The organism is Povalibacter sp. (assembly GCF_036520495.1).
In the GTDB taxonomy this organism is placed as follows: domain Bacteria; phylum Pseudomonadota; class Gammaproteobacteria; order Steroidobacterales; family Steroidobacteraceae; genus Steroidobacter.
The window spans coordinates 1-18,654 of record NZ_DATDJO010000037.1; the positions used below are offsets into that span (position 1 = coordinate 1).

Genomic DNA, 18,654 nt, shown 5'->3' on the forward strand with positions numbered 1-18,654 from the left:
CGTTGCCACGGCGCTCAACAGGAGGGGCTGGTTGGCCCGCCGCTCGTCGAGTCGTTGAAAGTACTGTCGAAGGAAGACTTCCACACGGTGATCATGAACGGCCGCCCGGAGAAGGGCATGCCGCCCTTCAATACCAGTCAGATGGTGAACCAGAATTGGGAAGGTCTGTACGCCTATCTCAAAGGTCGTTCCGATGGCCAGATCCTGCCCGGCCGCCTCTCCCCGATCGAATAGACGCATGGGCGTGAGCCGCTACGTGCTCGCCCTCGCGGGTCTTGCGTGCATCACGACGGCGACAGCCGTCCCGAGCGCCAAGGATCCCGAGTCTGTGCTGCGCGTCTGTGCAGATCCGAACAACCTGCCGCTGTCCAACGATCGCGGTGAAGGTTACGAGAACCGCATTGCCGAGGAGCTGGCGCGCGATCTCGGTCGCAAGCTCGAGTACAGCTTTTTTCCGCAGCGCATGGGCTTCGTTCGCAACACGCTGCGCGCCCGGGATCCGCGCACCGAGCAGTTCAAGTGCGACGTCATCATCGGCGTGCCGAAAGGCTACGAACTCACGGCGACGACGCGGCCCTACATGAAATCCACGTACGTGTTGCTGCTGTCCGGGCGCGAGGACTTCGAGGGAATGCGCACCGCGGAGGATCTGTTGAAGCTCCCGGCGGAGAAGCGACGGACACTGCGCATCGGAGTATTCGGACGCTCGCCCGGCGCAGACTGGCTGCTGCGCAACGAGATGATGGAGCACGCCGTCGTCTACACACCGCAGAGCGGCGACCCTGCCGAGACTCCCGCGCACACGATCGAGCAGGACCTGGAGGCGGGCAAGATCGATGCTGCCATTCTGTGGGGACCGATTGCCGGCTTCCTGTCCGCACGTCACGCGGGCTTCCCGGCCTGGCGCACTGCGCCGTTCATGCCTGACGACGCCATCAAGTTCGACTACGAGATATCGATGGGTGTGCGCTTCGGCGAGAAGGAGTGGAAGGAGCAGCTCGACGCGTGGATCGGCGCGCATCAGGACAGGATCGATGCAATCCTGACCCGCTACCGCGTGCCGTTGCTCGATGCGAACGGGCAACTCGTCGAGAGTACGCAAGCGGCGGATCAGGCCCGTGCAGGCAGTGTACCCAAGACGATTCCGCTGCGGCTCGAGCCGCAATAGCAACGCAAGCGGGGGGTGCGAAATGAAGACGCAAGCTGCAGTGGCCTACGCCGCGGGCAAGCCGCTCGAAGTCACCACCGTCGACCTCGACGGGCCGAAGGACGGCGAAGTGCTGGTGGAGATCAAGGCGACGGGCATCTGCCACACCGATGAGTTCACGCGTTCGGGCGCGGATCCGGAGGGTCTGTTCCCGGTGATCTTCGGGCACGAGGGTGCAGGCGTGGTCGTCGACATCGGCCGCGGCGTCACGACGCTCAGCAAGGGCGACCACGTGATTCCGCTGTACACGCCCGAATGCCGGCAATGCAAGTCGTGTCTGTCGCGCAAGACGAATCTGTGTACGGCGATCCGCGCCACGCAGGGCAAGGGTGTGATGCCCGATGGCACGAGCCGCTTCTCCATCGGCAAGGAGATGATTCATCACTATATGGGTTGTTCGACGTTCTCGAACTTCACCGTGCTGCCGGAGATCGCGCTCGCGAAGATCCGCGAGGACGCACCGTTCGACAAGGTCTGCTACATCGGCTGTGGCGTGACGACCGGCATCGGCGCCGTCATCAACACCGCGAAGGTCGAGCCCGGCGCGAACGTGGTGGTATTCGGCCTCGGCGGCATTGGCTTGAACGTGATCCAGGGCGCAAGGCTCGCTGGTGCTGACAAGATCGTCGGGGTGGACATCAACCCCAAACGCAACGAGCTGGCACAGAAGTTTGGCATGACGCATTTCGTCAATCCGAAAGAGGTCGGCGGCGATCTGGTCGCGCACCTGGTGGAGGTGACCGACGGTGGCGCCGACTACAGTTTCGAGTGCGTCGGCAATGTCGATCTGATGCGCCAGGCCCTCGAGTGCTGCCATCGCGGTTGGGGCGTCTCGGTCATCATCGGCGTCGCCGGCGCCGGACAGGAAATCAGGACGCGCCCGTTCCAGCTGGTCACCGGGCGGGTGTGGAAGGGCACAGCCTTCGGCGGCGCGCGCGGTCGCACCGACGTCCCGAAGATCGTGGACTGGTACATGGACGGGAAGATCAGGATCGACGAGCTGATCACTCACACGATGCCGTTAGCGAAAATCAACGACGCATTCGACCTCATGCACAAGGGCGAGTCGATTCGCAGCGTTGCCCTGTTCTGAACTCAACGGAGACACGAACATGCCAGTAGCAATTCATCCCATGGTCGACAACGGCGTGCAGCCGGGCACGCCCAATTTCGGCGGGGGCACGTTGACCTGCAAGTGCACTCAATCGCCCGTCACGGTCGCCATCAAGGGCGACGTTGCGTTCAATCACGTCTGTGGCTGCACCAAGTGCTGGAAACCCGAAGGGGCCATGTTCTCCCTCGTGGCGGTAACGGGGCGCGACAACGTCAAGGTCACGGCGAACGAGCAGAAGCTCAAGATCGTCGATGAGTCGGCGGCGATTCAACGCCATGCGTGTACGGGCTGCGGCGTCCACATGTACGGCCGCATCGAGAACAAGAACCATCCGCTCTATGGCTTCGACTTCGTGCACGTCGAGCTGTCGAAAGAGAAGGGCTGGGCGGCGCCCGAATTCGCGGCGTTCGTCTCTTCGGTGATCGAGTCGGGCGTGAAGCCCGAGCGCATGGGCGAGATCCGCGCACGCCTCAAGGAGCTCAAGCTCGAGCCCTACGACTGTCTGTCGCCGCCGCTGATGGATCTGATTGCGACGCATACCGCGAAGGCGAAGGGCGTGCTCGCGGCGTGAGGGGCGGCAGTGCGGTTCGGGGCGGGTGATGGCTGAGGCGGCGCGGTATACGCGAACCGCGATCGCGCTGCATTGGCTGCTCGCCGCGGCCATTCTCGTCCAGATCCTGCTCGGCTGGAGCCTGGACGAGATCCCGCGCGGCACGCCGGCGCGTTCGTGGTGGGTGAATCTTCACAAGTCCACCGGCCTGACCATCGGTGTGCTGATCGCCGTCCGCTTGACCTGGCGATGGGGCCACCCACCGCCGCGCCTTCCCGGATCGATGCCGGCGTGGGAGCGCGCCGCCGCGGACGCGAGCCATCGGTTGCTCTACGCCTGCATGCTGGTGATGCCGCTGACAGGCTACGTTGCTTCGAACTTCAGCAAGTACGGCGTCAGATTCTTCAACGTGGTCCTGCTGCCGCCGTGGGGGCCCGAGAACGCGCAGGTTTACGCTGTGCTCAACGGCACCCACGTCATCACGTCCTATGTCTTCGTCGCGCTCATTGGCATTCACCTCGTCAGTGCACTGCGTCACTTGTTCCTGCGCGATGGCATCTTCCAGAGGATGTGGCCGCGTGTGGGTGCAGGCCGACAGGCGGGGCAGTAGGTATTTTCCGAGTGGGTCCACGCAGCAAGGGAGGGTGTCGACTCCTTAAGTTGCGACCCGGGGAGGACAGGCACAGCATAAGGACCTGAAGCGCATGGCTGCGCGTGAGTTCGCACGGCATGCGAAGCCGGCAACAGGAGCGAGCGAGTCATGAGTTCGGTCGGGATGGTCGATAGTGCAGCATCCGGTGATGGTGTGGTCGAAGCGGTGGTCGCGGCGGCGGTCGCCCGGTATTCGTCGTCGGAAGGACCCTTGCTGCAAATCCTGCACGCGGTCCAGGACACTTTGAATCACATTCCGCCCGCAGCGGTTCCTCTCATCGCCAGGTCCCTGAACCTGTCGCGCGCCGAAGTGCACGGAGTCGTGACTTTCTATCACTTCTTCCGCCAGCACCCGCGCGGCAGACACGTGGTGCAGGTGTGTCAGGCGGAAGCCTGCCGCTCGATGCATTGTGAGCAATTGACCGAGCGTGCGAAGACGCTGCTGGGCATCGACTTCCATCAGACGACAGCGGATGGCCGATATACGCTCGAGCCGGTCTATTGCCTGGGCAACTGCGCCTGCGCACCGTCGGTCATGATCGATGGCGAGTTGCATGGGCGTGTCACGCCCGAGCATCTGCCCGAACTGCTGAGCGCCGAGGCGCTGCCATGAGCGCGACCCTGAGTACAACGATATACGTGCCAGCCGATGCGAGCGCGCTGTCGGTGGGCGCAGAAGCAGTAGCGAAGGCGATCACCGCCGAAGCCGCTCGCCGTGCACTGCCGGTGAATGTCATCCGCAATGGATCGCGTGGCGCGATGTGGCTCGAGCCGCTGGTCGAAGTGGGCACATCGGCCGGCCGGCATGCGTACGGTCCGGTAAAGGTCGCCGACGTTGCGGGCCTGTTCGAGGCGGGCTTCCTGCAGGGCCGCGAGCATCCGCTCGCGCAGGGGCTTACCGAAGACATTCCCTACTTCAAGGTTCAGCAGCGGCTGACGTTCGCGCGTGTTGGAGTGACCGATCCGCTCAGCCTCGAAGACTATGTAGCGCATGACGGCTACCTCGGCCTCAGACGTGCGCTCGAACTGTCGCCGGCACAGATCGTCGAGATCGTGACGGCGTCCGGACTGAGAGGTCGGGGCGGCGCTGCGTTCCCCACCGGCGTCAAATGGAAGACGGTGCTCGAACAGACAGCGGCGCGCAAATACATTGCGTGCAATGCGGATGAAGGCGATTCCGGCACGTTTGCAGATCGCATGCTGATGGAGGGCGATCCGTTCGTGCTCATCGAAGGCATGACCATCGCGGGGATCGCGGTCGGTGCCGAACGGGGCCAGATCTATCTGCGCATCGAGTACCCGCACGCCGCTCGCGCGCTCGAAGCCGCGATCCAGAAAGCGTATGACCAAGGCTACCTCGGTGCGAACGTTCTCGGCTCGGGCCGGCGCTTCGATCTCGAGGTCCGGCTCGGTGCAGGCGCCTACATCTGCGGCGAAGAGACTTCCATGCTGGAGAGCCTCGAAGGCAAGCGCGGTGAGGTTCGCGTGCGTCCGCCGCTCCCGGCAATCAAGGGCTTGTTCGGGCAGCCGACGGTCGTCAACAACGTCGTGTCCCTTGCGAGCGTGCCGATCATTCTGCAGCGAGGTGCCGAGTTCTATCGCGAGTACGGCACGGGGAAATCGCGAGGTACCGTACCGATCCAGCTCGCGGGAAACATCCGCCGCGGCGGCCTGGTCGAGCGCGCTTTCGGCGTCACGCTCAGGGAACTTCTGTATGACATCGGCGGCGGTTCGGCGAGCGGACGGCCGATCCGGACCGTGCAGGTGGGAGGACCGCTTGGCATGTACATCCCGGCCTCGCAGTTCGACGTTCCGGTGGACTACGAAGCGTTGACGGCCATCGGCGCGCTGCTCGGGCACGGCGGCATCGTCGTGTTCGACGACACCGTCGACATGGCGAAGATGGCGCGCTATGCGCTGGAGTTCTGTGCACACGAGTCGTGCGGGAAGTGCACTCCGTGCCGGATCGGCTCGGCGCGCGGCGTCGAACTCATGGACAAGGTGATGGCGAACGTGGACCGCTCGCACAACCTGCAACTCATCGATGATCTGTGCGAGACGATGCTGCAAGGCTCTCTGTGTGGACTCGGCGGAATGACGCCGTTCCCCGTTCGCAGTGCGCTCGAACACTTCCCGGAGGATTTCGGCGCCGCGCCGACTCGCCGCTGAACCCAGGTAAATTTCCCAGGTATTCCCTATGTACGCACGCAACTACATCGACCCCGGCACACCGCCCAGCACGCAGGCACAGCAGGTCAGCGTCGAGATCGACGGCGTCGCCATCTCCGTGCCCGAAGGCACATCCGTGATGCGCGCAGCCTCGATGCTCGGCACGCAGATTCCGAAGTTGTGTGCGACGGGAAGTCTCAAGGCGTTCGGCTCGTGTCGTCTGTGCCTGGTCGAGATCGAAGGACGCAAGGGCTATCCGGCCTCCTGCACCACGACGGTGGCGTCGGGAATGAAGGTGCGAACGCAGAGCGAGAAGCTGATGCAGTTGCGTCGCGGCGTGCTCGGGCTGTACGTCTCGGAGCATCCGCTGGACTGCGACACGTGTCCTGCGGACGGACACTGTGAACTGCAGAACATGGCGGGCGCCATGGGCGTGACCGGTTCGCCCTATGCCGCACGCGATGTGGTTCGTGCGCCTCTCGACACCAGCAATCCTTATTTCACCTTCGATCCGAATCTCTGCATCGTGTGCTCGCGGTGCGTGCGCGCGTGCGATGAGACTCAAGGCACGTTCGCGCTGACCATCGACGGGCGCGGCTTGCAATCGAAAGTCGCTGCGAGCCAGAACCAGCCGTTCCTCGAATCGGAGTGCGTTTCCTGCGGCGCCTGCGTCGAGGCATGCCCCACGGGAGCGCTCATGGAGCAGTCCCTGATCGCGCTCGGCGCTCCCGAGCGGACCACGACTACGACGTGTGCGTACTGCGGCGTCGGATGCTCGTTCACGGCGGAGATCAAGGGCGAGACCGTCGTGCGCATGGCGCCGAATCGGGACGGGAAGGCCAACCAGGGTCACGCGTGCGTCAAGGGCCGCTTCGCGTACGGCTATGCCACGCACAAGGATCGAATCACCAGACCGATGATCCGCGACGCCGTCACGGATCCGTGGCGCGAGGTGAGCTGGGACGAAGCCATCGGCTTCGCGGCTGCCCGCCTCAGCGAAATCCAGCGCAAGTATGGCCGTTACTCCGTCGGCGGCATCACGTCGTCGCGCTGCACGAACGAGGAGACCTTCCTGGTCCAGAAGCTCGTGCGCGCCGCATTCCACAACAACAACGTCGATACCTGCGCGCGCGTGTGTCACTCGCCGACGGGTTACGGCTTGAAGCACACCCTGGGAGAGTCCGCGGGCACGCAGGAGTTCACCTCGGTCATGAAGGCCGATGTGATCATTGTGGTCGGTGCGAATCCCACCGAGGCACACCCCGTGTTCGCCTCCCAACTCAAGCGGCGTCTGCGCGAGGGTGCAAAGCTGATCGTGATCGATCCGCGCGAGATCGCACTCGTCCGCTCGCCGCACATCGAGGCGACGTTCCATCTGCAATTGCGTCCCGGCACGAATGTCGCCGTCATGAACGCGCTGGCTCATGTGATCGTGACGGAAGGAATGGAAAAGTCGACCTACGTGCAGGAGCGGTGCGAGCCCGAGGCATTTGCCCGCTGGAAGGCGTTCATCGCGGAGCCGCGCAACTCTCCGGAAGCACTGGAGTCCGCGACCGGCGTTCCCGCGGCCCTGGTACGTGGCGCGGCCAGACTTTATGGGTCGGCGGCGAACGGCGCCATCTACTACGGGCTGGGCGTCACCGAGCACAGCCAGGGCACGACCATGGTCATGGCCATCGCCAATCTCGCGATGGTCACCGGCAACCTTGGTCGCGAGGGCGTGGGCGTCAATCCCTTGCGCGGGCAGAACAACGTGCAGGGTTCGTGCGACATGGGCTCGTTTCCGCATGAGTTCAGCGGCTATCGACACGTGTCCGACGGCGCGGTGCGTGCGCTGTTCGAATCGGCTTGGGGCGTCGAACTCGAAGCGGAACCCGGTCTGCGTATTCCGAACATGTTCGAGGCCGCGCTCGATGGCAGCTTCAGAGGTATCTACATCCAGGGTGAGGATCTCGCGCAATCCGATCCGAACACGCAGCACGTCACCGCCGCACTGTCGGCCCTCGACTGCCTGGTCATCCAGGACATCTTCCTGAACGAGACGGCCAAGTACGCGCACGTCTTCCTGCCGGGCTCCTCGTTCCTCGAGAAGGACGGAACGTTCACGAATGCGGAGCGCAGGATTTCGCGCGTGCGCAAGATCATGGAGCCGCTGGGCGGCTTGCAGGACTGGGAAGTCACGGTGCGCCTGTCCGAAGCGCTCGGCTATCCGATGCACTACACGCATCCGTCGGAGATCATGGCGGAGATCGCTGCGCTGACGCCGACGTTTGCCGGCGTGACTTACGAGAAGCTCGACCGGCTCGGCAGCATCCAGTGGCCCTGCACGGATGCGATGCCCGATGGTACGACGACGATGCATGTCGGTTCGTTCGTTCGTGGCAAGGGCAAGTTCTACGTCACGGAGTACGTGCCCACGACTGAGCGTACGACGAGGCGCTTCCCATTGTTGTTGACGACAGGTCGTGTGCTCTCACAATACAACGTCGGTGCGCAAACGCGTCGGACACCGAACGTCACATGGCACGACGAGGATCGACTCGAGATCCATCCGCACGATGCGGCCGTCCGCGGAATCGAAGACGGAGACTGGGTCGGTGTGGCCAGCCGCGTCGGCGAGACGGTGCTGCGCGCCGATGTCACTGATCGCGTCCACCCCGGTGTGGTCTACACCACGTTCCACTTCCCGGAGTCCGGCGCCAACGTCGTCACCACGGACAACTCGGACTGGGCGACGAACTGTCCTGAGTACAAGGTCACGGCCGTGCAAGCTGTGAAGGTGAGCCAGCCGTCGACGTGGCAGTTGCGCCATCGCGAGATCTCGCGGCGCCAGGCGAGAGTGCAGGAGTCAATCGATGCCCCGAACTGAGTCATCAACAGGTGTCGAGTCTGCAGCGGCAGCCGCCAGCGAAGTGGTCGTGCGCCGCTGGCGCGATGGCGTCGCCGAGGAATTGATCGACAAGGTCGCCGAAGAAGTACCAGTCGCTTTGACCTACCAGGGCGTGCCGTACGTCGTGATGCTCGCGTCGCCGCTCGATCTCGAGGATCTGGCGCTGGGATTCACGTTGAGTGAGGGGATCGCCGCCCGCAGCGAAGTGACATCCCTCGAGGCCCGTTCGACAGCCGAGGGCTCGTATGAAGTGAACATCGGGATCAGTACCGAGCGATTCTCGCAGCTCCTGCGCCGGCAACGGAACACGACGGGTCGGACGGGATGCGGCCTGTGTGGAGAGGCGACTGTTGCAGAGGCCATCCGTCCCACACCGAAAGCACCCGAGGGTGTGCAGGTAAGGGCAGACGATCTGCACAAGGCGCTGCGGGATCTGCGAGCCAGGCAGTTGCTGAATGCCCTGACGGGCAGCGTTCACGCGGCTGCGTGGGTCGTGCCCGGCCGAGGCATCGTGCTGGTGCGGGAGGATGTCGGCCGCCACAACGCGCTGGACAAGGTCATCGGGGCGCTGAAACGCGATGCGCCGGACTTCGATTTCTCGCGGGGCTATTTCGTGATCACCAGCCGTGCAAGCTATGAGATGGTGCAGAAGACGGCGATCGTCGGCGGTGCATTCCTCGTTGCCGTGTCTGCGCCGACGGCGTTTGCCGTGCGCCTTGCGCGCAGCGCCGGAATGACGCTGGTCGGCTTCGCGCGCGACAATCAGCGCGTCGTGTACTGCGGCGCCGAACGTCTGATCGAATCGCAGGCGAGCCTCGAATGCACATCGACAGCCTGATCCGCATGGCCAACGACATCGGAGCGTTCTTTGCTTCCGAGCCGGAGCCAGAGCAGGCGATCAACGGCGTGCTGGTCCACATCAAACGATTCTGGGATCCGCGCATGCGGGCACAGATCGTCCAGTACCACCGCGACGGCGGACAGGGTTTCGCGCCGCACGTGGGGGCAGCGATCGCGAGGCTCGCCGCTGATTGGCCGGCTGAGACGCAAGCGGTGAGAAAATAGCGGTTCCCTGGATCCAGGCATCGCCAGGACCTGGCGCTACATCCTGAGGCGAGACATGGGTGCTGTAGCGACTGGCGCGGCACTCTGAAGATCGACTACATCTGGCCAGTCGCGCGCGCTGGCCAGCATCTGGTGTGACGCCGCATGGGCGCCCGCCACTCAAAGAGCTGTCGCCGTTACCTGCGGCCAGCCCGCCTGCCGTCAGCGCAGGTCTGCCACTATCGCCGTCCGTGCCCGGCGCAATCAGTCCTGAGCAGTTCAAACCGCAGTGCTCGCCGCTCGAGTTCCGGCGTATCTCTTTGCCTCTTTCGTCCCTCAGTCAATACCTGAATCGGACCGAATCGGACGGCGGTCTCATCGAGATGCCGTTAGAGCGGATACCGTGACTGGGCCACGAAGCTTTACAGAGGCTTTCTGGCGCAATCGTACGGAGTCGGGTGTCGAGGGACGCTGCGCCTGGCGACCAGACAATCACAAAAATCACGAGAACCCATTGCGCATCAAGTCGACTGTCTTCGCACTTCTGGCATTCAATTCCGCCGCTTTCGCCGCCGAGGTTCCCTCCGCCGGCAGTGTGCTCCAACAGATTCCGTTGGGTCGCGTTCCCGACAAGGCAGTTCCCGAACTGCGTATCGAGAGTGGGGAAAAGCCGGTATCCGCCGCGGTCGATGCAGTACGAATCAAGGTGCAGAGCCTGCGTCTGATCGACGCTCATGCATTTGCTGAGGCCGACCTGATCGCAGTCACGGGGTTCATGCCCGGTGACGAGCTCAGTCTCGCGCAACTGCGTGTCTTCACGGTCACCATCACGGACTACTACCGCAGCCGCGGCTACTTTCTTGCGCATGCCCATCTGCCGGCGCAGGACGTCGTCGACGGTGCAGTCACCATCGCCATCGTCGAGGGTCAGTACGGCAAGGTCGTGCTGCGTAACCAGAGCAACCTTGCCGATGGCGTCGCCAAACGGCTGATCGCGGGCATCGATACGGGAGACGCGATTACGATTGCACCGCTGGAACGCCGTCTGCTGCAGCTCGCCGATGTGCCGGGTGTGAGTGTCAAATCCACGCTGGTGCCCGGCGCATCGGTGGGTGCGTCGGATCTCATCATCGACGTGACGAATGACAGGCGCGTGAGCGGTGCCATCGACGTCGACAACTCCGGTGGGCGCTATACCGGGGCGTATCGAACGGGCGCGACGGTGAATTTCAATAGCGTGCTGGGTCTTGGAGATGTCGCGACTCTGCGCGCGCTGACCTCATGGGAGGGTTTGAACTACGGCCGCGCTGCCTATCAACTTCAGGCCGGACGTGCTGACGTCGGTGTCGCGTACACCGCACTCAGGTATGAACTCGGTCGCGAGTTCGAAAGTCTGAAAGCCCACGGCACGGCGGAAATTGTCAGCCTTTATGCGCGCTATCCGCTGATTCGCTCGCGTAGCAACAATCTCTACGCGCAGCTCGGACTCGACAGCAAGGTATTCCAGGACAAACTCGATCTCACGCCGCCGACCGTCACGGACAAGAAGGCCAGGGTGGCGATGACCAGCCTCATCGGCGACTACCGCGACGATCTCGGTGGCGGCGGCTCGAGCACGTACTCGCTGACCTGGACTTCCGGCAGTCTCGATCTGCAAAGCCCCGCTGCCGCCCAGGTCGATGCCCTCTCGGCGCACAGCAACGGCCACTACGACAAGCTCGGGTGGAGCGTCACGCGCCTGCAACGTCTTACCGAAACGTTGTCGTTGTACGGTTCGCTGACGGGACAACTGGCCTCACAGAATCTGGATATCTCGGAGAAGGTCGGGCTTGGCGGAGCGGGCGCCGTGCGCGCCTATCCCGAAGGCGAGGCGTACGTCGATCAGGGCTACGTGGTGAGTGTCGAAGTGCGACTCGCATTGCCGCAATTATTTGCCGGCATGTCCGGTGACTGGCAGCTCGTCGGCTTCGCCGACAGCGGCTCTGGCCGCGCAAACAAGGATCCCTGGAGTGCCGGACGCAATCGTCGCACGCTCAGCGGCGGCGGGCTGGGTCTCAACTGGTTCGACGCGCGCAGCTTTGTGGTCAAGGCGTACTACGCCCACACGATCGGCGCCGCCGAGGCCACCTCGGCGCCGGACCGAGACAGCCGCTTCTGGATCAACGCCGTCAAATACTTCTGATCTGCTCCTGCATCGCGCCACCGTTGTGCGAGCACGAGTCTCCTCTGTCCCGAAGATCGAAAACAGAATAACGCCATGAATCACATCTACCGCTCACTCTGGAACGCAAGCACCGGCACAGTCACTGCCGTGTCGGAGCACGCGAAAAGTCGCGGCAAGAAGAACGTCGGTGGCAAGCGTGCCGTCGTTCGCCCGAGCTTCATTGCGCAAGCGGTCGCCGCGGCGCTGGCACTGAGCTGCGGATCGGCGGCGTATGCCTCACCCACCGGGGGCGCGGTGGTCGCCGGCCATGCGAGTATCAGCAGCGAGTCGGGACACACCACGATTCAGCAGAGCACGCAGAACGCAGCGCTTACGTGGCAGTCCTTCGATGTCGGCGTGAACGAATCCGTTCGCTTCGTGCAGCCCGACAGCAACTCGGTGGCATTGAATCGCGTACTGGGCAGCGATCCGTCGAGCATTCTGGGCAGCTTGTCAGCCAACGGCAAAGTGTTCCTGGTGAATCCGAACGGCATTCTGTTCGGTACCGGCGCGCAGGTGAATGTGGGTGCACTCGTAGCGTCCACTCGCGACATCGCCGACAGCGATTTTCTGGCGGGTCGCTATGAGTTCAGCGGCGCAAGCAATGGCGGCGTCGTCAATCAGGGATCGATTCATGCGGACGGCGGCTACGTCGCGCTGCTCGGTGCGAACGTCAGCAATCAGGGCATCATTGCCGCACGACTGGGAACGGTGGCACTTGCGGCGGGCAATGCCTTCACGCTCGATGTTGCGGGCGATGGGTTGTTGAATGTCGCGATCAATGCCGGGGCGATCGGTGCCCTGGCGGGCAATGGTGGTGTCATCCAGGCAGATGGCGGACACGTACTCATGACCGCCCGCAGCGCCAGTTCCCTGCTGCAAAGTGCAGTCAACAACACCGGCTTGATCCAGGCGCAGACGATCGAGAATCGCAACGGCACGATCAAGCTGCTGGGCGACATGCACAGCGGTACCGTCAATGTCGGCGGCACCCTCGATGCCAGCGCACCGACGGCAGGTGACGGTGGCTTCATCGATACATCGGCGGCCCATGTCAGCGTTGCAAACGACATGCAGGTGACGACCGCCGCAGCACGAGGACTGACCGGCAGCTGGCTCATCGATCCGACCGATTACACGATTGCTGCAAGCGGCGGCGACATCACCGGCGCTCTGCTTTCGAGCACGCTCGCCAGCACGAACGTGACGATTCAAAGCATGGCCGGCGCAACCGATGCCGCCGGCGATGTGAACGTCAACGACACCGTGACCTGGTCGGCCAACCGGCTCACGCTCAACGCGCAGAACAACATCAACATCAACACCGCGATGCATGCGTCAGGCACCGCGAGCCTCGCGCTGGAGTACGGACAGGGTGCAGCTGCGGCAGGCAACACCAGCACGGTGAATGTGAATGCGCCGGTGAATCTGCCGGCGGGTAACAACTTCAGCACGCTGCAGGGTTCGGACGGCGCGGTCGTCAACTACACCGTAATTACCAGTCTCGGCGCGGAGGGCAGCGTGACAGGCGCCGATCTGCAGGGCGTGAATGGCGATGTGGACGCCAACTACGTGCTGGGCAGCAACATCGATGCGACGGCGGCGAACACCTGGAACGCAGGCGCCGGCTTCGCGCCGATCATGCGGACCATTGTCACGACCATCGATTATGAGTGGGGCTCGTACGACGACATCACATACATCCCGTTCACGGGCGTCTTCGACGGGCTGGGTCATACGATTGCCAATCTCACCATCTATCGACCGTCGAGCACGAATGTCGGGTTATTCGGACTGACTGACATTGGCTCTCTCATCCGCAACGTCGGACTGATCGGCAACAGCGTGACGGGCTCCATGGATGTTGGCGCACTGGTGGGCAACAACTCCGCATCCATCAGTAACGCCTACGCTTCGGGAAGCGTCGCGAGCACGTACGATAATCTCGGCGGCCTGGTGGGCAGCAATTTCGGCTCCATCAACAACAGCTACGCTTCGGGAAGCGTCACAGGCGTCAGAGGCGAATACACCGGCGTGCAAAGTGCCGGCGGACTGGTGGGCTACAGCACCGGTGCAATCAACAACAGCCACGCGAGCGCCAGCGTGCAGGGCTACAACTTTGTCGGCGGCTTGGTGGGTTTCAACGACGCGACACTCAGCAGCAGTTATGCGACTGGCAATGTGAGTGGGGCGAATACCGTCGGCGGGCTCGTGGGGCTCAATAATGGCCCGATCAGCTACAGCTACGCCACGGGAGATGCAAGCGGGACGAGTTCTATCGGTGGGTTGTTGGGTTACAACAATCACGCAGTCAGCCACACCTACGCCAGTGGCAAGGTGTTTGCGTCGAATACTTTCGGCGGACTCGTAGGCGCATCACGCGACAACACAGTCAGCAACAGTTACTGGAATAGCACTCTCAATTCGGTTGGCTCGGGTCGGGGAACGGTGATCGGGGTGACAGGCTTGACTGATGCGCAGATGCAGACAGCAGCCAATTTCTCCATCTTCAACTTCACCACGACACCCGGCGTCGGTGGCAACAACTGGGTGATGGTCGATGTCGATGGCACGCTCAATAACGCCGGTGGTGCGGCCGGCGCGACGCGCCCGATGCTGGCGTCCGAGTATTCGACCACGATCACCACAGCACATCAGCTGCAGCTGATGCATATGAATCTGGCTGCCAGCTACACACAGGCTCGCGACATCAACGCCGCCACCACCGGCAGCGCCACCGATGTCTGGTCGGGCAGCACGTTTATCCCAGTCGGTAATAGCGCCGCACATTTTAGCGGCAGCTTCGATGGTGCAGGACACACGATCAACGCTTTGACGATCAATCGGCCTGCCAGCAGTGAAGTGGGGCTGTTCGGCTTTATCCAGAGCGGCAGCCTGGTGCAGAACGTCGGACTGGTGGGCGGCACCGTGGCTGGCGGCGTTGCGACCGGCGCTCTGGTTGGCCAGAGCATGGGGACCATCAGGAACAGCTACGCCACGACCAACGTGACCGGAGGCGACTACAGCGGCGCATTGGTGGGATACAACATGTCGTTGGTCATCGACAGCCATGCCACCGGCACGATGACCGCCACTGGCAGCGGTAGCGGCGGACTGGTGGGGATGAATGACGGGGGCACAATCAGCAACAGCTACGCCACCGGTGCGGTGACAGGCGTAGGTGAGGGCGGCGTTTACGGCGGACTGGCAGGCTGGAACGATAGAGGCACCATCAGCAACAGCTATGCGACGGGAGCGGTGACCGGCTATAGCCAGGTGGGTGGGCTGGTTGGCATGAATGAACAAGGAAACGGCTCGGCAGTTATCCAGACGAGCTACGCCTCCGGTGCAGTGTCGGGAACCAGCTCTCTCGGCGGATTGGTGGGGCTCAACAACGGCACGGTCAACGACAGCTTCTGGGACATCACGACTTCGGGTCAGGTGAACAGCGCCGGCGGCATCGGACTCACGACCGAGCAGATGCAGTCGCCAGGGAACTTCACGGGCTTCAATTTCACGACGACCGCTGGTGCGACAGGCAACAACTGGGTGATGGTCAACTTCGATGGGTCGCTCAACAACTCATCCGGCGGGACGCGCCCGATGCTGGCCTCCGAGTATTCAACGACGATCATGAACGCGCACCAGTTGCAGCTGATGCGCTTGGACCTGGCGGGGAGCTATACGCTCGGACGCAATATCGATGCATCGGCTACAGCGAATTCTCAAGGTGTCTGGTTGAGCGGTTCTTTCGTGCCAGTGGGTAAGGACAACAATCGCTTCACCGGCACATTCGATGGGCTTGGGCACACGATCGACAACCTGCGCATCAATTTGCCTGGCGCGGATCTGCCCACTACTAATGAGATACGAGAGAGCGATCAGGCAGGGTTGTTCGGCTATCTCGGCGACGCAGGCGTGGTGCAAAACGTCGGTCTCGTCGGTGGCAGTGTCGTCGGCCGCGACTTCGCTGGCGCGCTCGTTGGACGAAGCGGCGGCACCGTTACGAACAGCTATGCAACAGGCAACGTACAAGGCCGTTCGTATATCGGCGGCTTGATCGGCTACAACAACGCGAGTGGTTCGGTGAGTGGGAGTCATGCGGTCGGCAGCGTGACCGGAAGCCTAGGCAATGTTGGCGGGCTGATCGGTGTCAACAACGGCACGCTCTCCGGCAACTATGCGAACGGCGCGGTGCAGGGCGGCGAACATCAGGTCGGTGGTTTGGTGGGATTCAGCGACAGCGGCGGAGCAATCAGTAACAGCTATGCCAGCGGTTCGGTGACTGGCGTGAACGGCAGCAGCTATGTCGGCGGACTGGTCGGAAAAAATTCCGGCGACGTTTTGAATAGCTACGCCAGTGGTGAGGTTCAAGGCTTCAACTATGTCGGTGGGCTCGTCGGTGGAAATTACGGCGTGATCACCAATACCTATTCGACTGGCTCGGTTCAGAGTGCGAATGCTGTGGGTGGGTTGATGAGCTTCAACTACGGCACGGTTACTCGGAGCTTTTGGAATACGCAGACTTCCGGCCAGCTGTCATCCAGCGCCGGCGTCGGTCTCACCTCGGCGCAGATGATGCAACTGTCCAGCTTCAGCAGCTGGAATACAGCGACTCCCAACACCATCGCCAGCACCGGAAGCAGCGGCGCGTCATGGCGTATCTATGAAGGACAAACGGCTCCCTTGCTCACGCGGTTCATGACTGCGTTGACGCTGGTCGATGATTACGCGACTTACGATGGCACGGAACACAGTGGACCGAGCGTCGTGCTCGACGGCGTGTTCGGAAGTACTGCCGGGACGAATGCGGGTGTTTACAGTCTCCATTCCAACCAGCAAGGCTATGACATCACCGGCGGATCTCTCATCATCTCCAGAGCCGACCTCACTCTGAGCGGGACGCGTTCTTACGATGGCAGCACCGCATTCGCAGGCAGCGGTTTGACGGCGACGGGTGTGGCCGGCGAATCGTTCGCGATCACGGGCGGGGGCGACGCAAGCAATCTGAGCAGCAGGAATGTTCAGACGGGCAGCGAGCTCATCACTGTCACGGGGCTGGCGCTGGGCGCCAGTATGAACGGGGGTCTTTCCAGCAACTACAACGCGCTGAGTACCGCAGGCAGTTCGGTCAGCGTGACTCAAGCTGCGCTGACGCTCGCTGCAGGCAATGTCGTCAAGACGTACGACGGCAGTTTGACCGCAGCCGGATCAGCCACGGTCGTTGCAGGCACTCTGTTCGATTCGGATGCACTCAGCGGCGGCGTTTTCGCCTTCACGGACAAGAATGCGGGCGACGGCGACAAGACGGTGACGGCTGCGGGTGTCACAGTCACCGATGGCAACAACGGCGCGAACTACAGCGTCACGTATGCCAATAACACCACGAGTACGATCGATCGTGCGGTGTTGACGACGACCGTCACTGCGGAGGACAAAGTCTACGACGGCAATACGACGGCTACGGCGACACTGGGTGCGCTCGCTGGATTGATCGATAGTGAAACGCTCATTGCGAGCGGCACGGCCACGTTCAACAGCAAGGATGTCCTCGACGCGAACCTTGTCACCGTCAACAGCGTCACGCTGGTCGATGGAACGAACGGGGGTCTTGCGAGCAATTACACGCTGGCCCCTGGCCAGTCGACAGCTGCGAATATCACCGCGCGAGCCCTGGCAGCCACTGCGGCTGCGACGGACAAGATTTACGATGGCAACACGACTGCGAACGCTGCGTTGAGCGGATTGATCGGTCTGGTTGGCAGCGAATCCCTCTCGGCAATCGGCACCGCCTCATTCAACAGCAAGGATGTCGCCACCGCCAACCTCGTGACGGTCGACAGTGTCTCGCTGAGCGATGGTGCCAATGGCGGCCTGGCCAGCAACTACAGTCTTGCGAGCGGTCAGACAGCCGTTGCACACATCACGCCGCAGACACTGACGGCGGCAGTCACTGCGTCCGACAAGGTCTACGATGGCAACACGACGGCCACGGCCACGCTGAGCGCACTGAGCGGCCTGGTCGGCAGCGAGTCCCTCTCGGCAATCGGCACCGCCTCATTCAACAGCAAGGATGTCGCCACCGCCAACCTCGTGACGGTCGGCAGTGTCTCGCTGATCGATGGCAGCAATGGCGGCCTGGCCAGCAACTACAATCTCGCGAGCGGCCAGACAGCCGTCGCGCACATCACACGCCGGGTTCTGACGGTTGTCGACCAGGTTGCGTTGGACAAGACCTACGACGGCACGACGGTGGCAACACTGCGAGGCGGCTTGCTCACGGGTGTCATCGGCGGCGAATCGGTTGGACTCGACGAAGCCGGAACCTTTGCAACGGCGGAAGTAGGAAATGGCATTGCAGTCACTGCGGCTGACAGCCTGTCCGGCGCAGATGCAGCCAACTACGTACTGACTCAACCCGTTGGTCTCGCGGCGAATATCACCGCAGCGATCCAGCCTGAAGTTCCACCGGTGGTGGTGACGCCGCCGGTTGTGGTGGCTCCACCAGTCGCCTATAGCAGCGCTGTCGGCAATGCCGTGTCCAACTCCAGAGTTGCATCGCCGACAGTCGGCACCACGGCGCCACTGATCGTGTCATCGGGCGGCTCGTCCTCGACCGGTTCAACGATGACCTACGATCTGGCTGGCCTGAACCTCACTGTCATTACGTCAGAAGGCGCGATGCCGGCCTTGCAGTCGCCAGGCGCGGCAGACGAGGACGACAAGAAGTAGCTGCCGGTCAATGACCAGGGAAGAAGCCTGCGCGACTGATTTTGTCGCGCGGGTTCGACACTGCTGCGCCAACTGCTGGCGCAGCTCGGCAATG

At 62.7% G+C, this 18,654-nt stretch carries 12 protein-coding genes; all 12 read left to right on the forward strand.

Annotated features, from left to right (window positions below; genetic code table 11):
* On the forward strand, positions 1-234 hold a 234-nt coding region (locus VIZ63_RS13780), incomplete at its 5' end, for a c-type cytochrome (protein ID WP_331610233.1).
* A gap of 4 nt (positions 235-238) precedes the next feature.
* Positions 239-1,168, forward strand: a complete 930-nt coding sequence (locus VIZ63_RS13785; RefSeq protein ID WP_331610234.1) for a quinoprotein dehydrogenase-associated putative ABC transporter substrate-binding protein — start codon at positions 239-241, stop codon at positions 1,166-1,168.
* 22 nt (positions 1,169-1,190) lie between these two features.
* Positions 1,191-2,300 (forward strand): S-(hydroxymethyl)glutathione dehydrogenase/class III alcohol dehydrogenase, encoded by a 1,110-nt coding sequence (locus VIZ63_RS13790; RefSeq protein ID WP_331610235.1) that lies wholly within the window; start codon positions 1,191-1,193, stop codon positions 2,298-2,300.
* Between the two features lie 19 nt (positions 2,301-2,319).
* Positions 2,320-2,892, forward strand: a complete 573-nt coding sequence (gfa, locus tag VIZ63_RS13795; protein ID WP_331610236.1) for an S-(hydroxymethyl)glutathione synthase — start codon at positions 2,320-2,322, stop codon at positions 2,890-2,892.
* A 28-nt stretch (positions 2,893-2,920) separates the two neighbouring features.
* Complete coding sequence (locus VIZ63_RS13800; protein ID WP_331610237.1) at positions 2,921-3,481, forward strand: cytochrome b; 561 nt, start codon at positions 2,921-2,923, stop codon at positions 3,479-3,481.
* Positions 3,482-3,646: 165 nt separating this feature from the next.
* Positions 3,647-4,135: a formate dehydrogenase subunit gamma gene (locus VIZ63_RS13805; protein ID WP_414703800.1), complete on the forward strand. Its 489-nt coding sequence runs from the start codon at positions 3,647-3,649 to the stop codon at positions 4,133-4,135.
* A complete protein-coding gene (locus VIZ63_RS13810) occupies positions 4,132-5,691 on the forward strand; it encodes an NADH-quinone oxidoreductase subunit NuoF (RefSeq protein WP_331610239.1) in 1,560 nt (519 codons plus the stop codon). Before VIZ63_RS13805 ends, VIZ63_RS13810 begins: the two co-directional genes overlap by 4 nt.
* A 28-nt stretch (positions 5,692-5,719) precedes the next feature.
* Positions 5,720-8,560 (forward strand): formate dehydrogenase subunit alpha, encoded by a 2,841-nt coding sequence (gene fdhF / locus VIZ63_RS13815; protein WP_331610240.1) that lies wholly within the window; start codon positions 5,720-5,722, stop codon positions 8,558-8,560.
* Positions 8,547-9,419 carry a formate dehydrogenase accessory sulfurtransferase FdhD gene (gene fdhD, locus VIZ63_RS13820; RefSeq protein WP_331610241.1) on the forward strand — a complete coding sequence of 291 codons (873 nt, stop codon included), beginning with the start codon at positions 8,547-8,549 and terminating at the stop codon, positions 9,417-9,419. Before fdhF ends, fdhD begins: the two co-directional genes overlap by 14 nt.
* The gene (locus VIZ63_RS13825; protein ID WP_331610242.1) at positions 9,401-9,646 is read left to right on the forward strand and encodes a formate dehydrogenase subunit delta; all 246 of its coding nucleotides are present in this window, start codon (positions 9,401-9,403) and stop codon (positions 9,644-9,646) included. The genes fdhD and VIZ63_RS13825 overlap by 19 nt, the downstream gene beginning before the upstream one ends.
* 493 nt (positions 9,647-10,139) lie before the next feature.
* Entirely contained in the window at positions 10,140-11,807 is a 1,668-nt protein-coding gene (locus VIZ63_RS13830) for a ShlB/FhaC/HecB family hemolysin secretion/activation protein (RefSeq protein WP_331610243.1), read from the forward strand.
* A 75-nt stretch (positions 11,808-11,882) separates the two neighbouring features.
* On the forward strand, positions 11,883-18,560 hold the full coding sequence (locus VIZ63_RS13835; RefSeq protein WP_331610244.1) for a YDG domain-containing protein: 6,678 nt from the start codon (positions 11,883-11,885) through the stop codon (positions 18,558-18,560).
* Positions 18,561-18,654 lie beyond the last annotated feature (94 nt).

Bases quoted from the DNA above. Each gene is read 5' to 3' on its own strand.
- VIZ63_RS13785 (WP_331610234.1), top strand. From the start codon at position 239: ATGGGCGTGAGCCGCTACGTGCTCGCCCTCGCGGGTCTTGCGTGCATC.
- VIZ63_RS13790 (WP_331610235.1), top strand. From the start codon at position 1,191: ATGAAGACGCAAGCTGCAGTGGCCTACGCCGCGGGCAAGCCGCTCGAA.
- gfa (WP_331610236.1), top strand. From the start codon at position 2,320: ATGCCAGTAGCAATTCATCCCATGGTCGACAACGGCGTGCAGCCGGGC.
- VIZ63_RS13800 (WP_331610237.1), top strand. From the start codon at position 2,921: ATGGCTGAGGCGGCGCGGTATACGCGAACCGCGATCGCGCTGCATTGG.
- VIZ63_RS13805 (WP_414703800.1), top strand. From the start codon at position 3,647: ATGGTCGATAGTGCAGCATCCGGTGATGGTGTGGTCGAAGCGGTGGTC.
- VIZ63_RS13810 (WP_331610239.1), top strand. From the start codon at position 4,132: ATGAGCGCGACCCTGAGTACAACGATATACGTGCCAGCCGATGCGAGC.
- fdhF (WP_331610240.1), top strand. From the start codon at position 5,720: ATGTACGCACGCAACTACATCGACCCCGGCACACCGCCCAGCACGCAG.
- fdhD (WP_331610241.1), top strand. From the start codon at position 8,547: ATGCCCCGAACTGAGTCATCAACAGGTGTCGAGTCTGCAGCGGCAGCC.
- VIZ63_RS13825 (WP_331610242.1), top strand. From the start codon at position 9,401: ATGCACATCGACAGCCTGATCCGCATGGCCAACGACATCGGAGCGTTC.
- VIZ63_RS13835 (WP_331610244.1), top strand. From the start codon at position 11,883: ATGAATCACATCTACCGCTCACTCTGGAACGCAAGCACCGGCACAGTC.